The organism is Rodentibacter caecimuris, from assembly GCF_010587025.1.
Taxonomy (GTDB): domain Bacteria; phylum Pseudomonadota; class Gammaproteobacteria; order Enterobacterales; family Pasteurellaceae; genus Rodentibacter; species Rodentibacter caecimuris.
Map to the genome: position 1 here is coordinate 1,526,358 of NZ_CP040863.1, position 14,681 is coordinate 1,541,038.

The window sequence follows — 14,681 nt, forward strand, 5'->3', positions numbered from 1 at the left end:
GTACGCTTACTACATCACATCGGAATTGTTGGTTATCCCGAATACATACCAATAAAAGTTTCAAGGCAAAATAGGGTATCGATCACAGATTAATAATTTATTAGATAATTACATTACTTTTTTGGGAAAAAGTTCACACGATTAGGCAAAAAAACAGTAAAATAGCGCAAGTTTTTATCTTTAATAATTGAGGTTTACTATGGACGTTTTAATGAGCATTCTTGGCATGGTGGTATTAATTGCCATCGCATTATTATTCTCAAATAATCGTCGTGCGATTAATTGGCGAACAGTACTAGGGGCGTTCGTAATCCAAATTGGATTTGCAGCCCTTATTTTATATGTACCGGCTGGTCGAAAAGTATTGGGCACAACCGCCGATGCCGTAGCTAACGTAATTGCTTACGGTAATGAAGGGATTAACTTCGTCTTTGGCGGATTGGCAGATCCAAGCAATGTAGGCTTTATTTTTGCGGTGAAAGTATTACCGATTATCGTCTTCTTCTCCGGATTAATTTCCGTGCTTTATTACTTAGGCATTATGCAATTGGTGATTAGAATCATTGGTGGTGCCTTGCAAAGGCTATTAGGTACATCAAAAGCAGAATCTATGTCTGCCGCTGCCAATATTTTCGTTGGACAAACAGAAGCACCATTAGTGGTGAAACCTTATATCAGCCGTATGACGGAATCCGAATTATTCGCCATTATGGTAGGCGGATTGGCTTCTATCGCCGGCTCGGTCATGGCAGGCTACGCAGGCATGGGCGTACCGCTTAATTATTTGATCGCAGCATCCTTTATGGCGGCTCCTGCAGGATTATTATTTGCCAAAATTCTTTATCCACAAACCCAACAGTTCATTGATTCTCAACCGGAAGCCGACGACAGCGAAAAACCGTCCAATGTGCTGGAAGCTATGGCGAGTGGCGCAAGTGCCGGTATGCAATTAGCACTCAATGTCGGCGCAATGTTAATCGCTTTTGTAGCCTTAATTGCCCTAATTAATGGTATTTTAGGCGGTATCGGCGGCTGGTTTGGTTATGGCGATTTAACCTTACAAACCATCTTCGGCTGGATTTTTAAACCTCTTGCCTACTTAATCGGGGTGTCTTGGGAAGAATCTGGCATTGCAGGACAAATGATCGGGATGAAATTAGCCGTGAATGAATTCGTTGGCTACCTTGAATTCACAAAATATTTACAACCGGATACACCCGTCGTATTAACTGAAAAAACCAAAGCCATTATCACTTTCGCGCTCTGTGGCTTTGCAAACTTTAGCTCTATCGCCATCCTAATTGGCGGCTTGGGCGGTATGGCACCGAATCGCCGTGGCGATATCGCCCGTTTAGGATTAAAAGCAGTTATCGGAGGAACATTAGCCAACTTAATGAGTGCCACCATTGCCGGTCTTTTCATCGGATTAAGTGGCGCACTATAATAAGTGCGGTCAAATCCCGCCACATTTTGCACCACGATTAACGTGGTGCGTTTCTTTTCATTATTGTCAAAAAAGAGGTAAATACAATGACTCCACATATCAACGCACCTGAAGGTGCATTTGCTGATGCGGTATTAATGCCGGGAGATCCGCTTCGTGCGAAATATATCGCAGAAACATTTTTAGATGATGCTAAAGAAGTCACCAATGTACGCAATATGCTTGGTTTCACAGGCACCTATAAAGGTCGTAAAATCTCAGTAATGGGACACGGTATGGGGATTCCATCTTGCTCAATCTACACTAAAGAATTAATTACCGAATATGGCGTGAAAAAGCTCATTCGTGTCGGTTCTTGTGGCGCAGTAAAAATGGATGTCAAATTGCGTGATGTCGTGATTGGGTTAGGGGCTTGTACGGACTCTAAAGTAAACCGTATCCGTTTTAAAGATAATGACTTTGCCGCTATTGCCGATTTCGGTTTAACAAGTGCGGCAGTTGCAGCGGCAAAAGAGAAAGGCATTGCGGTGAAAGTCGGGAATTTGTTCTCAGCAGATTTATTCTACACACCGGATGTTGAAATGTTCGATGTGATGGAAAAATACGGCATTCTTGGTGTGGAAATGGAAGCTGCAGGAATCTACGGCGTAGCGGCTGAATTCGGCGCCCGTGCATTAACCATCTGTACGGTTTCCGACCACATTCGAACTCACGAACAAACCAGTGCGGAGGAGCGCCAATTAACCTTCAACGAAATGATTGAAATCGCATTAGAAAGTATTTTAATTGACGACAAAAACGCATAATTTACAGACTAAGCAGTAAAAAAGAGCGGTCAAGTTTGACCGCTCTTTTAATAGTGACGATTATTCGTCTTTTTTCATTCCGTTTAATATTAGATACAGCCTAATGAAATATGGAGAGTGTCATTTAGTCTAGGGAAGATAATTAATATCAGCGACATAAGTCGGCATATTCCAAGCGCCTCCGACAAAACCTCTACACATTCCCGTATCTGTATTCAAAATAGGTTCAAACACCTTTCCGTTCCAAGCTGCCTTTCTGATTGACCAACAATCTCCCAATCCACGCCATTTCATCTTTGAAGAAATAATCCCTTTGCCTTCATAACCGTTATACTCCCCTACAGTCGAGACCTCCTGCTCAATTTTAGTCAAGTCATGATTCATCACAACCGACAAAATCCAATCATTGTATGCAAAAAGTTCACAAGCGGCCTCAACCAGTTTCTTCCCCTCACTAAGTTCATAAACCGAAAAGCAATTATATTCATCATCCTCAGATAATCGAGAACACCCTCCATCAATACCGCCAATCGACTTTAACAATTTAAGCAAGCGTTGTCCTGTTGGAGAGTCAAACTTAAAAATCTGTTCTCGGTCAGTATGGAACTTAGGAATATTTACAATGGGTTTATCAATTTGTTCTAATACGGGAGAATGGCTATTTCTTTTCTTTAAAAATGCTGAGGGGGTATCCCGTCGCTTTTGAAATTCATCGGCTTTAAGCATAACAGCAGTAACGCCCTGATCAGAAATTCTCCATACTTGCTTAGGGGTTTTCAATTCAATTTGGCTTGATTTCTTCACTAAGCTATAAATAACTGAGTGAGTTTGTTCAGGATTTAAACGTGCAAAATATTCTAAATTCCACTCATCTTTTTGATCAAATTTGATAATACCCAAATTTTTTTGATCTACCCATAATTCCGCCTGTAAAGTACGCTCTTTTTCTCTCTCGTCATAAGCGTATTCCTCAATGCGGGCTAAACCGATTAATGCCTCATTACCTGCCTTTCGTTCGATGTATAAAGAGACTGGGAACGATTCTTCTCCTTCAGACGAACCATAGCCTGCCATACGGCAAGTTCCGATATTATCACAGGCCAATTCCCAATCTTTATGCTGAAATCGGATCCCCTCTAACGCTTGCCCCATGGTGCATTGTCCGAGCATATAAAAGCCGAATAATACAATTCGCCAATTTCCCATAATTTCCTCCCGGTCAGAGCATCGCTCAGTAAAAATAAAGTTAATCTTAACGGTTTTGTTAATTCCGATAGCCATAAACCTAAGCGATCAAATTTCAAAATCTGACCGCTCTTTTACTTTATGCACTTAATATTTCCTCAGCCAATTTCTTCGCACCTTTAAAATCCACTTTTCCACTGCCGAGAAGCGGTATTTCATTGACTAAGAATACTTGGCTTGGGAGCATAATTGGCGGTACGTTGAGGGATTTAATGCGAGTATTAATTTCCTCAAGACTGAGCAGCGATTTCACTAACAACACGACACTTTCGCCTTTTTTCTCATCATTCACAGCAATAGCAACAAATTGGTTTTCATCGTTCAACACTTGAGCGATATTTTCTTCCACACTGCCGAGACTAATCATCTCTCCCCCGATTTTTGCGAAACGGGAATAGCGATCCACAATGGTGATAAAGCCGTTTTCATCAATATGCCCTTTGTCACCGGTTTTGTAATAACGCACGCCGTCAAGTTCGACAATGACTTCATTAGTTTTTTCAGGGTCAGCCAAATAACCTTTCATCACTTGTCCACCGCCAATCAAAATCAACCCGTCTTCGCCCGTTGGCAATGCTACTAAAGTATTCGGATCGACAATTTTGATAATTGTACCAGGCAATGGCATACCTACGGTTCCCACTTTATTAAAGGTAAATTCTTTTAAACTATCGGGATCTAAAATATTTGGCATATTCACGCTTGCAACCGGTGCCGTTTCCGTCGCCCCGTATCCCTCGTAGATTTCTAAACCGAATTTCAAACGGAAGGCTTCTTTCACATCCGCTTTCAATTTTTCCGCGCCGGCAATCACCATTCGCACACTTTGTAACATTAATGGATGCAATTTTTTATTACGGGCGTATAAACGGAAGAATGTTGAGGTACCAAATATAATACTCACATTATGGCGGGCACACATTTTGCCCACTTCTGCGCCATCGGTCGGATCAGCAACACTCACCATTTTGATTCCTTCACACAACGGCATTAAGGTGGTTACCGTTAAACCAAAAGAGTGAAAGATCGGTAAAGAATTTAAAATAACGTCATCTTCTTGAAAGTTAAGTAATTCACTCACCTGTTTGATATTAGTGAGCAAGTTTTTATGGCTTAATTCAATGCCCTTTGGCGTACCTTCACTACCGCTGCTGAATAAAATCGTTGCCGTGTCATTCAAACGCACATCAGCAAAATACATTAATTTAATCCACCAACGTGGGGCGAAAAACGCCGTTAAAAATGACCGCACTTTCTCACTTTTTGTCATTTTCTTGCCTAATTGTTCCGCAAAAATTGTTTTTCCCGCCAATACTTCATCAAAGGCAAAGCCTTTAGCATTCAGTTTATTTAAGAATTTCTCCGCAGTAATAACCTTGTTAATATTTGCTTTGGCAAGGGCTTTTTCCATCACTTCAGGGCTGAGGGTATAATTCAAATTGACCGGCACTTTCCCCATCACCATCAATGCCATATTCACAATGGCTCCGATAGCCGAGCTTGGCAACAACACACCAACATTTTTCTCATTACCTAAAGTGTGTTTAAGTTGTTTGCCGAACATCAACACGGCAGCGATAAACTTGAGGTTATTCAGTTTCATACCCTGCCCGTCTACCACACATTCCTTGAACAAGTTGGATTTCGCGCTGTTCAACCAATGGTGTGTGATCGGTTTGCGTTTTGCTATCACTTTTTCCCACACAGAGAAAGAAAGCTCAAGCACTTTTTGTTTCATCGCCACCGCATCAATAAAGCCGTGAATCGGTTTACCGAACGCCACTAAAATTTCACGTTTGCCTTGTTTTTTCGTGAGATTTTTATAGAAACTATCCGCGCGGGAAAAACTGCTACCCCATAAGCCACGTAAATAAAACGGTACGGTCGTCACGTTATCCAAGTCTTTTAATACGTGTTCAAAGCCTTTTTTAAACTCATTGATCTGACCGTTGTAGCTGATATGTCCTTCCGGAAATAACGCTACCACTTCACCACGCAACAAATATTCACGAATTGTTTCAATGGACTCTCGGCTTGAACCCGCACCAATAGGGATCACACGGAAAACACGTAGGAACCAAGTCAAATACCATTTATTGTAAATCGGACGGAACATCACGAATTTAATCGCTCGAGGACTTGCTGCCTGCAACACCATCCAGTCAATCCAGCTAATGTGGTTACCCAACATTAACACACCGCCACTTTGCGGGAGATTTTTTAATCCCTCTACGTGGAAACGGTAATTGGTCTTCAACAAGGGCAAGAGTAACAAACGGACGAATAAATGTGGAAGTTGCCACATCGCATAAAGGCTGCCTAATAAGCAAACCACAGAAATCGTTAAAAAAATACCGGCAGTGTAAAGGCTAAATTCGACGAATACAATGCTAAGTAGTAAAAAGCCGACCATAAAGACATTTTGGATAAAGTTGTTACCCGCCAAAATTTTGCCGCTGATTTTTTCAGGGGCGAAATATTGAATGGTCGAATTTAACGGCACGATAAATAAACCGCCAAAAAAACCAAATCCGAAGGAACATAACATCAATGAGACATTGGTACTCACCAGTGTTAAACCAAAGATCGAAACAAAAATACCCAATGCACCAACCGGTACAATGCCTAATTCAATATGTAATCGGGAAGCACGCCCGGCAAGGTAAGACCCGATGATTAATCCCAAACCGCTTACCGCCAAAATAGCTTGAATAATCACCGCATTATCCGCATTAAACAGCGCTTTGTAATGGGCGGGGAATGCCGCCACAATCACTTGAGCAACGCCCCAGAAAAGGCTCAAGCCAATCACACTTAACCAAATATTTTTATCGCTACGCAAGGTACGGAGGTTGTCTTTCAAATAACCGAAAGAGAAATATTTTGCGGCAGAGAATGTTTCATTTTCTTCTTTTTCTTGTGGAAAGAAAGGAATTTTGAAAGCGAAAAACGCTTCAAGGGAACTAAACACGACTAAACCTATGCCAATCATCCAAACGCTTTGTAGCACCTCATTCGGATCATTAGAGGGCACATAATAACTTTCAAAGAAAATCGAAAACGCAAAAGAACTAAACAAAATCGCCACAATGGTTAAAGCCTGAATCACGCCGTTGGCAAACCCGATGTTTTCCGTGCCGACAATGGATTTGATAAGGCTATATTTAGCCGGAGAATAGACCGCACTTTGCGCTGCCAAAATCAGTGTTAAGGCAAAGGCAAGATAAAATTCGCCAATCACATAACTGAATAAAATTGCCGTTGAAATACCCACCACAGCCAAGCTGCTCCAGCGAATCACCCTGGTGCGACAGAATTTATCATTAATAAATGCCGAAGGTGAAAAAAGAAAAATAAAGGGTAATAAAATCATTGCGTTGATTAACGCGGTTAGTACTACTAACGTATTGCCTTCAAAACTTTTCAGCAACACATTTTGAATCGTGATTTTGTGGGCGAGATCCACGCTCGCATTCAAAAAAGCAATCGCCAAATAAGGCACAAAACCCGCATATTTTAAGAGTTTCATTTCACACTCTCCGTTTGGTAAATTTTTAAAGTTTGCATATTGAATACATAAGGCTTCAGCACCAACAGTAAATCAAAAAGATGTTTAAGTTTTTCATCTTTTTTCCCACTGTCTTTTAGCGCTGATAAGGTGAGATTTACTTCTTGTGTCGCAAGCATTTTCGCGGTTTGTAAATAGGTTTTCACCATTTCACGTTCCGCCTCATTACAACGGCAAACAATGGCTAGAATATCCCGCTCTTTTGCCGTAAAAACACCCTCACGCGGGTTAAGCAAAGCGTCATCGACCATAGCTTGCAATTCGGTTTCTGAAATTGAGAATTCTTGACAAAGTTCTGAGGGCAAAAAGGTTTCATTTTCCGCCCCCATGATAATACCAATCAACGAAATTAAACTTTCGTAAGGATTTTGCCAGTCAAAATCAGGGTGGGAAAAAAGTTGTTTAATTTGAGAAATGCTGGCATTGAAATTGGTTTGCAGATATTTAATAAACGCCAACAATTCCACACAGCGATCATCATAGAGATGAAAATTCGGTTTATCTTTCAAGGGTTCAGGCAATAGCCCTTCTTTTACATAGTACAACACTGTCGATTTCGGTGTTTGGCTGAGCTTCACCAAATCATTCATTTTTAGCATAAGGCTTCCCCTATTAATTAAATGTGGAAAGGATTTTATACTTCACATCACAAAAAGTAAATAGTGTTACCTTACAGTTTAAAAACACTTAGAAAACCAACCGCACTTTCCCACTAATATGCCACCCAGATTTTTTCTAATTCCATTTTGTCGGGGTGGTAGCGGTAAACATTGATACCGCCGTGAAATGCCTGTCCTGTCACTAAAATATGCGATTTTGGGGCAAAGGAGACATTATTGAATTTTGAACCGTTACAATTTTACAAGAACCACTATTTGCTTTCTCTCATTAATGAATAAGCTCATAAGTATGTCGTTGAATAGCACCATCGCAATAACTATTTTTTTGGGAAGTCATAAAATCCTTGCAACTCAGATAATAAGATAATGTCATATCTACTTCATTCTTTGAAAAATTAAATAACTTAAATCCTACACCATTATCATTATAACGACCATTCTCTAAACTAAATGTTTCTTCTTTATTTTCATTTTCTAACCTTCCAGATAAAGCAATCACATTTCCCTTATTATCTAGTATCGCTTTCTTTAAATAATAAAAACTATCTTCTACTTTCATTATGAGTAATTCCTCCTCAAGCTCTATTTTTATATAATCTGAAACTAATTTACCATCCTCTTCCTGATGATGAAAAAACTCATTATTTTCAACAGATAAATTTTTTGGAAAGAAGTAAGAAACTTTACCACTATATAGATTAATATCTTGATTATTCAATTTCATTTTTCCATTATTAATATTACATCCTATCAAGGTAAAATTTTTCTTTGTTAAGGAATTATCAATAGGATATAAATTATGTTTAAAATAGGCAATTCCTGCACAATAAAATGTTTCTAATTTAAGTAAACTATCGTTTGCTAATTCTACATATGCAGACGAATTACTAAACTCTAGTCTTTTCATTTTTAAATTATTCCAGAAGAACGGTATCTGATTATCAGAGTATATAGTATATAATCGAGGCAATTCTTCTTTCCAAGCAATACGAATATCAGGATCAGGAAATAAAAAAGGAGATAAAAGTGTTTTCGCTTGCTCTTGAATATCTCCGACACGATTATAAAATGATGTTTCGCTATTTAATGGCTTATTAAAATAGGCAAATGAAGGTTCTATGGTACTTGGGCAAGTCGTGTTTACCCCTTCCAAATCTACAGCTGTTCTTCCATTATTAGGGTTAGATAGTAAAGCAACAAACTGACTAGGCTTAATTAAACAACCTTGTATCTGTATATTATTTAAACCAGATGAGTGCTGAATCGTCCCTAATAATGAGATGACTTGTGCTTCTTCGTTTAAAAGAAGAGCTATTCCATCAACTATCCACTCATTATCCAATCTTGCATAGCCATCTAATACAGCAACCCAATAATGGGTAAGATTTAATTTATTCGCAGCTTTTTTTATTTCTCCAGCAATATTATCGTATTTATACCCAATATATTCTTTATCATTAGAATGGAGTATAAAATTTTCTAGCTGAATCTTCTGATTATTCAACTCTAAAATCCAATTTTTTATTTTACAACTATCAAATCTATAATTTTCATAGCGGTAAGTATTATCGTCTACATCTTGCTTACTTTCATCTTTTCTTTCAAATATAATATCTGAACTACATAACATTCCTTTTGGTAATTCTTTAGGTTGATTTAAGCTAGACACTTTAATTTTATATAAACCATCTGCATCAAGACTAGTTAAATTTAATTCTCCCCATTTAAAAGTAATAGGGTTACCTTGATTATCAAATCTATCTTGGGTCGAAATAATAAATCTATCTGAAATTTCAATATTGGAAGGGAGGTTTTCTAATGCTTTTCGAAGAAATAATTTCTCTTTATTTAATTCGATAACTCTTGTTTTCTCTTCATAGAAAGAATTAAGCTCATAATATCCCCAAAAAGAGAGTGCTGTAGGAATAAGTAAAAAGAATTTAAACTCACTAGAAAATGGCTTTTTATAAAAAAAATGAATAATAAAATATAAAAAATAATAGGCAAAAACGAAAATAACGAAATAAGGGATAAACACAGCAAATACAAAGATACTGAGTGACCCCATTCCAAAGCTGATAAGAAGCCCTAGAAAAAGTATACCAAGTATTCCAATGAAAAATCTAAACACAACATTCTCCTACAATGAGATTTTAATACAGCATTATCATAACAATAGCTTAATGTAAATCCGGATCGACGCTATCCGACCAAGTAATGAAACAAAAAGTGCGGTCAATTTTCCCGTTAAATTTTAAATATAAAAAACTCTTAGAAAACCAATCACACTTTCCCACTAATACGCTACCCAGATTTTCTCCAATTCCATTTTATCGGGGTGATAGCGGTAAACGTTGATGCCGCCGTGAACCGCTTGTCCCGTTACTAAGATATGAGCTTTAGGAGCGGAATCAACACTATTTGATTTTTCAAAAGCATTAGTTGAGATCGCAGGATAAAAACCAATGTTCACATAGGCTTTTATCCATGGATCACCAACTGTGTATAAATTCATATAATCGTTCCCCGTACCATCCTTCATACCAGTTTGAGTTAACTGTATAAATTCTGTATCAGTAACAAAGGCATAAGCAACAGTATGTGGTGTTGCAAGTAAAACGCCTTCAGGAATAGGGCGATTCCCTCCTGTTTCACGAGTTTTGGTTTCTTCATTATAAAATCCATTTATTGATGCCAATGGTAGGCGGTAATTTAAATTATCGACCAACCACATATAATCTCGCTTGTTCTCCCCCCCCCCAATAACCCATTTTCCATCAGGACTAAATAAGGCATCCGAGCGTCCACCAAAACCACCAAGACGGGCTACCGGTTTCAAGGTTTCCCGGTCCCACAACGTGACACCATTATAGCTGCTTTTTTTATAATCACTCGGTTGAATCGGATCTGCTTTAGGATTTAGCTCTACCGCAGAATCAGGATCGTAAGGTCCGCCCGGAGAAGCGGATAAAAAATATTTTTCTGACAAGGAAAAATTATAATAATTCCGAATTGGAGTATCGGTATAAATCGGTGTCATATCATCGCCATAACCTTTATAAATTTCCCCCGTCTGATCTGCACTGATATAGAGTGCCCGATCTTCACTCATTAAATGCCGTTCGACTTTATAATGCTTAAAATGAGCAATCTCTTGTCCCTCTACATTTTGAATATGTACAACATTATGTTTATCCTGCCACATAAAATCATGACTGTTCGGAATAAAATAAGGGCTGTTTGTATTAACTCTTTCTGCAAGCACTGTCTTAGTGCGTTTTTCTATATCCCAAAGTACCAGTTTTTTTCCGTAATGCGCACTCACAACATACCGACCATCACTGGAAATACTTAAATTTCTGACACCTTTGGTACTGGAAAAAACATCATGGCGGTTTTCATACACATAGTATCCTCCCCAACCTAAGGCGATAAATAAAACTAAAAAAAAGAGATTTTTCATTGTTCATCTCCCGAATTATTAGGATACCGACCAAATTTTGAATGTTTTTGAATTTTCTTATCCATCATTTCCCGTTTATAGCTGTATTCGTAAATCAATGGAAAAACTTGATGTCGATCCAAGTCTAACCACTCCCAGGTTCGCATTGCCGAATGAGAAATAAAATAGTAACGTTGCGAACCATCCTCCTCAATTACCTGACCAAAATATTCTAATTTTTTTTCTTCTTCCCTCAATTTTTTAATAAATGTGTCATGTAGCATCAAGTCTCGTTTTTTAGATAAACGTTCAAGATTTTTATCTAAATGATCAATAGTTTGCCGATCGCCCTGATGCCCCAACGCTGCCCGTACTTTAAAATAATTTTCCCTTTTCTCCCAATCGGACAAGGCATTTCCGATTAATACATCAATAATGTGATTTAACACTTCTTCAGGGAAGCATTTGAAATGGCTCCAAGGCTTTAAATAGGTTAATGGCGGAATAAAGGTATGGTTTGCCGGATCATTCACTCTTGCCGCCTCCTCTCGAATCAATGCTGCTATTTCTTGCTTATAACGGTTAACTTGATAAGCATGAGGCAGTTTCGCACATTCATCGGGGCGGTATTGTTTCTCTGCACCGGCATACAACAAATCACAAGTATGTTTGATCTGAATAACCGATTTCTCATAATCATAAATTCGCGTATCTTTATAATATTCTTTTAGTGCCGAATTACCCGTGGTAAAAGACAGATATTTGCTCGGATAAGCCCCGCCGATTAACGCAACCGGTTCGTAGTCGCTATAACTATGATCGCTGCCTAATACGCCGTCTTCTTGTGAATATAACACGGTAATATGTTTCGGCACTTTGTGAGCATAAGGGAAAATTTCCATAGCAAGCGGATTGAATACTTTCTTCGCATCGTAATTATCCAAATTCGTTAGCGCATTATCCGCCACCGCAGGTTCCCATAAAATCAGGTTATCAATCCGATTATCATATTCACCCGCCATATCGCCTAAGATATTCATGGCAGAAAGTGCAACCCTTGCCCCTAAAGAATGAGTGATAATGTTGATTTTTATTACTCTTTGCTCAAGCAACTGTTTCAACACGTCGGCAAGTTCCCGTCCGGCTTCATTAGCGTACATTTCCGCACGAAAAAAATTTAAATCCGGATCGACACTGCCCGACCAAGTTACGCCAACAATCCGACTATATTTATCCCATTGATTAAATTCCGCCAGTTTCTTTTTTCCCGAAGCAGCAAGATTCAAATGAAATTCAACATGAGGAAACCAAGATAAGGCTTCTTTACCATTCAGGAGCGGTGACAATTTATCATAGCTTTTATTTACTTCAGAAAGGGCAAAAACATCCCGATCTCCTACTTTTGTATAACTCACGCCTTCGGATAAATAATTTTTCTCTAACTTCTTATGTAAATCGACATTAACCGCCTGTTTCATCAATTTATTGTCATAGTATAGATAAGGTTTTTGAACTTGCTCCGGTGATAATTGGTTCTTATATTGAATTTGTTCGCCAAGTTCTTCACTTGAAGCAAAACGCCCTAAACTCCCCAAAGGGACGTTATAACCATGGATAAATAATGTTGCATGTCCGCCGTCATCAATAAGCTGCTGAATAACCTTCTCTTTTAATTGAACCACCGGTTCATTCTGTCGTAAGCGCAGATTCACCAAAATCGGGGGCGGTAAATACACCGCTTCTACTTTGTTTTCCGTAAAGCTCACTTGTACTTTTAAGGGATCGGCAAGTTGTTTCAAGGGTTCTTTTGAGATAGTAAATTCATCATCAGATTGATTTCGGGCTTTTATCAATACATACCCGTCTGAGGCTTTAAGCGGCGTATGTTCGGATTGTTCGGTTAAGCGGCGGTTATCTTTTTTTGTATAGGTTGAAGACACCGCTTCACCACTCGATAGCTGCCACGAAATCTCACCGCAGAGCACGCTGTTATGCACGCTTTCACCACTTTCAATCTTAGCCGGATACGCCTTACCAGAGCTATCAAACACCGTTACCACAATACCATCCGGCAGCTTACGGTATTCAGCTAAGCTGTCATGGTGATAAATTGTCACATCCGCGCGACACATATTTGTCGATCGGTCAATTTGTTCCGGCTGATGAGATGCCATCATCTTATTAAGTGCAGTATCTACACTAGACATTGTGTGCTCCTGTTGGTTGTAATTGATGACGAATGCGACCTTGTTTTTCGAGTTGATCAAAGCGCTTTTCTAAATAAAACTGTTTCTCTTGTTCGGTTAAATCGCTCACTAAAATATCATTCAATTTCTTTTCAGGATCCAGATAATTAACCGAATCCCCGTAAATAAGATTTGCCAATGCCAACTGTAAAATACTAATGGTTCCTTTCATTTTTGCGTACTTTGCCAAACGATAAGCATGATCGACCGTTTTTTCTACGATCTCCTTGCCATAAGCGTGAGCAAATTCGGGATATTGCACCATAATTTCCCCAATAATTTTTTCACATAATGAACGATCGTGCAGTTCGATAAAGGCTTCGATTTCAAATTTATCAAATTGTTTTTTTGCTTGTTTCACTGCCGATAAATCAATGTTAGGCACATATTCCACTAATTCATCACCGTTTTTGATACAAAAGATTTTTTCTATCATACTACCGTTAAAAAAGGCAGATAGTTTGGTCGGGTAAGTTTGCAGACGGTCAAGATACTTTTCTAAGCCTGTAGGGTCAAAAAAGCGCAGGTAGTACCAATGTCCGGTATAATCCTGCAACATCAGCCACTTGCGGAAATGATTAAGCAGTGCGTCGAAATCCGCCGACGAACGGAAGAAAGTGCCGATATTGCGTTCGCCGTAATTAATGCCTTCGATGTGATTGTCTCCGTTACGACAAAATAAACGGGACAAAACAGGATGATTTTTGGGTAACTCAACTAAATAGGGTGCCGCTTTTGCATAAGTTTCGGCTTTTTCATCTTGAAATAAACAGGCGTAGCGTAATCTTTCCTGACGAAACAAATCGGGAAAAATCCAAACACTTGCCGCCAGAATAACGGCATAACATTTATCATCAGGTTCGTTATTCCATAAACAAGATTCAATAACAGGCGGTACTTCAAATAGGGCAAATGTTGAAACGGCACATTGTTCTTGCCAAGAGGGAATAGCATAAATCTGTTTTTTAAGATTGGTTGTATTTGTTTGAGGAAGAAGATCGCGATCAGGGTAAAACAAAAAGAGCGGTTGATTTTTCGAGAGTTTTTGCGCTTCCGAATAAAGTATTTCTCTCAAATCCTCATCTGCATGATATTGCGCGTAGGTTTCTAAAGGTAAGATATTGAATGAGAAAGAAAAACGAAGTTGGTGCTTCATCTGATAATACTGAATATAGCTTTTTGCAATATTCTCATTCTCGCCGAGAACCAAAATCAATACTTTATCTTGGCTTTTATCTGTAATTTGGAAAGCATCTTGAACCCAAATAGAAGGTGAATTGTCGAGCATAAAATTGATCTCCAAATAGTAT

The 14,681-nt window shown here is 38.8% G+C and carries 9 protein-coding genes and 1 pseudogene; 2 read left to right on the top strand and 8 right to left on the bottom strand.

Features of this window, described 5'->3' with window-relative positions:
• Window positions 1-199 precede the first annotated feature (199 nt).
• Both FEE42_RS07660 and deoD read left to right on the top strand, forming a co-directional pair.
• Window positions 200-1,444 (top strand): NupC/NupG family nucleoside CNT transporter, encoded by a 1,245-nt coding sequence (locus tag FEE42_RS07660; RefSeq protein WP_059368608.1) that lies wholly within the window; start codon window positions 200-202, stop codon window positions 1,442-1,444.
• A gap of 86 nt (window positions 1,445-1,530) precedes the next feature.
• Window positions 1,531-2,250, top strand: a complete 720-nt coding sequence (gene deoD, locus FEE42_RS07665) for a purine-nucleoside phosphorylase (protein ID WP_135969370.1) — start codon at window positions 1,531-1,533, stop codon at window positions 2,248-2,250.
• Window positions 2,251-2,379: 129 nt separating this feature from the next.
• Here deoD and FEE42_RS07670 read toward each other — a convergent pair whose 3' ends face one another.
• The 8 genes and pseudogenes from FEE42_RS07670 to FEE42_RS07700 all read right to left on the bottom strand — a co-directional run bounded on the left by FEE42_RS07670 (window position 2,380) and on the right by FEE42_RS07700 (window position 14,659).
• The gene (locus FEE42_RS07670) at window positions 2,380-3,531 is read right to left on the bottom strand and encodes a DUF1176 domain-containing protein (RefSeq protein ID WP_164028059.1); all 1,152 of its coding nucleotides are present in this window, start codon (window positions 3,529-3,531) and stop codon (window positions 2,380-2,382) included.
• Window positions 3,532-3,574: 43 nt separating this feature from the next.
• Window positions 3,575-7,024: an acyl-[ACP]--phospholipid O-acyltransferase gene (locus tag FEE42_RS07675; RefSeq protein ID WP_164028060.1), complete on the bottom strand. Its 3,450-nt coding sequence runs from the start codon at window positions 7,022-7,024 to the stop codon at window positions 3,575-3,577.
• Window positions 7,021-7,662 carry a MerR family transcriptional regulator gene (locus FEE42_RS07680; RefSeq protein ID WP_164028061.1) on the bottom strand — a complete coding sequence of 214 codons (642 nt, stop codon included), beginning with the start codon at window positions 7,660-7,662 and terminating at the stop codon, window positions 7,021-7,023. The genes FEE42_RS07675 and FEE42_RS07680 overlap by 4 nt, the downstream gene beginning before the upstream one ends.
• A 113-nt stretch (window positions 7,663-7,775) precedes the next feature.
• Window positions 7,776-7,898 (bottom strand): annotated as a pseudogene (locus FEE42_RS12870) (WD40 repeat domain-containing protein); the annotation flags it as partial.
• A gap of 53 nt (window positions 7,899-7,951) precedes the next feature.
• Window positions 7,952-9,814 (bottom strand): hypothetical protein, encoded by a 1,863-nt coding sequence (locus FEE42_RS07685; protein ID WP_164028062.1) that lies wholly within the window; start codon window positions 9,812-9,814, stop codon window positions 7,952-7,954.
• Between the two features lie 165 nt (window positions 9,815-9,979).
• A complete protein-coding gene (locus FEE42_RS07690) occupies window positions 9,980-11,146 on the bottom strand; it encodes a WD40 repeat domain-containing protein (protein ID WP_059368615.1) in 1,167 nt (388 codons plus the stop codon).
• Window positions 11,143-13,332 carry an alpha/beta hydrolase gene (locus FEE42_RS07695; RefSeq protein ID WP_237184410.1) on the bottom strand — a complete coding sequence of 730 codons (2,190 nt, stop codon included), beginning with the start codon at window positions 13,330-13,332 and terminating at the stop codon, window positions 11,143-11,145. The genes FEE42_RS07690 and FEE42_RS07695 overlap by 4 nt, the downstream gene beginning before the upstream one ends.
• Entirely contained in the window at window positions 13,325-14,659 is a 1,335-nt protein-coding gene (locus FEE42_RS07700; RefSeq protein ID WP_237184411.1) for a DUF4123 domain-containing protein, read from the bottom strand. The genes FEE42_RS07695 and FEE42_RS07700 overlap by 8 nt, the downstream gene beginning before the upstream one ends.
• Window positions 14,660-14,681: the final 22 nt, after the last annotated feature.

Excerpts from the sequence above, each read along its gene's own strand:
- deoD (WP_135969370.1), top strand. The coding sequence starts at position 1,531 with ATGACTCCACATATCAACGCACCTGAAGGTGCATTTGCTGATGCGGTA.
- FEE42_RS07670 (WP_164028059.1), bottom strand. The coding sequence starts at position 3,531 with ATGGCTATCGGAATTAACAAAACCGTTAAGATTAACTTTATTTTTACT.
- FEE42_RS07675 (WP_164028060.1), bottom strand. The coding sequence starts at position 7,024 with ATGAAACTCTTAAAATATGCGGGTTTTGTGCCTTATTTGGCGATTGCT.
- FEE42_RS07690 (WP_059368615.1), bottom strand. The coding sequence starts at position 11,146 with ATGAAAAATCTCTTTTTTTTAGTTTTATTTATCGCCTTAGGTTGGGGA.
- FEE42_RS07700 (WP_237184411.1), bottom strand. The coding sequence starts at position 14,659 with ATGCTCGACAATTCACCTTCTATTTGGGTTCAAGATGCTTTCCAAATT.
- FEE42_RS07680 (WP_164028061.1), bottom strand. The coding sequence starts at position 7,662 with ATGCTAAAAATGAATGATTTGGTGAAGCTCAGCCAAACACCGAAATCG.
- FEE42_RS07660 (WP_059368608.1), top strand. The coding sequence starts at position 200 with ATGGACGTTTTAATGAGCATTCTTGGCATGGTGGTATTAATTGCCATC.
- FEE42_RS07695 (WP_237184410.1), bottom strand. The coding sequence starts at position 13,332 with ATGTCTAGTGTAGATACTGCACTTAATAAGATGATGGCATCTCATCAG.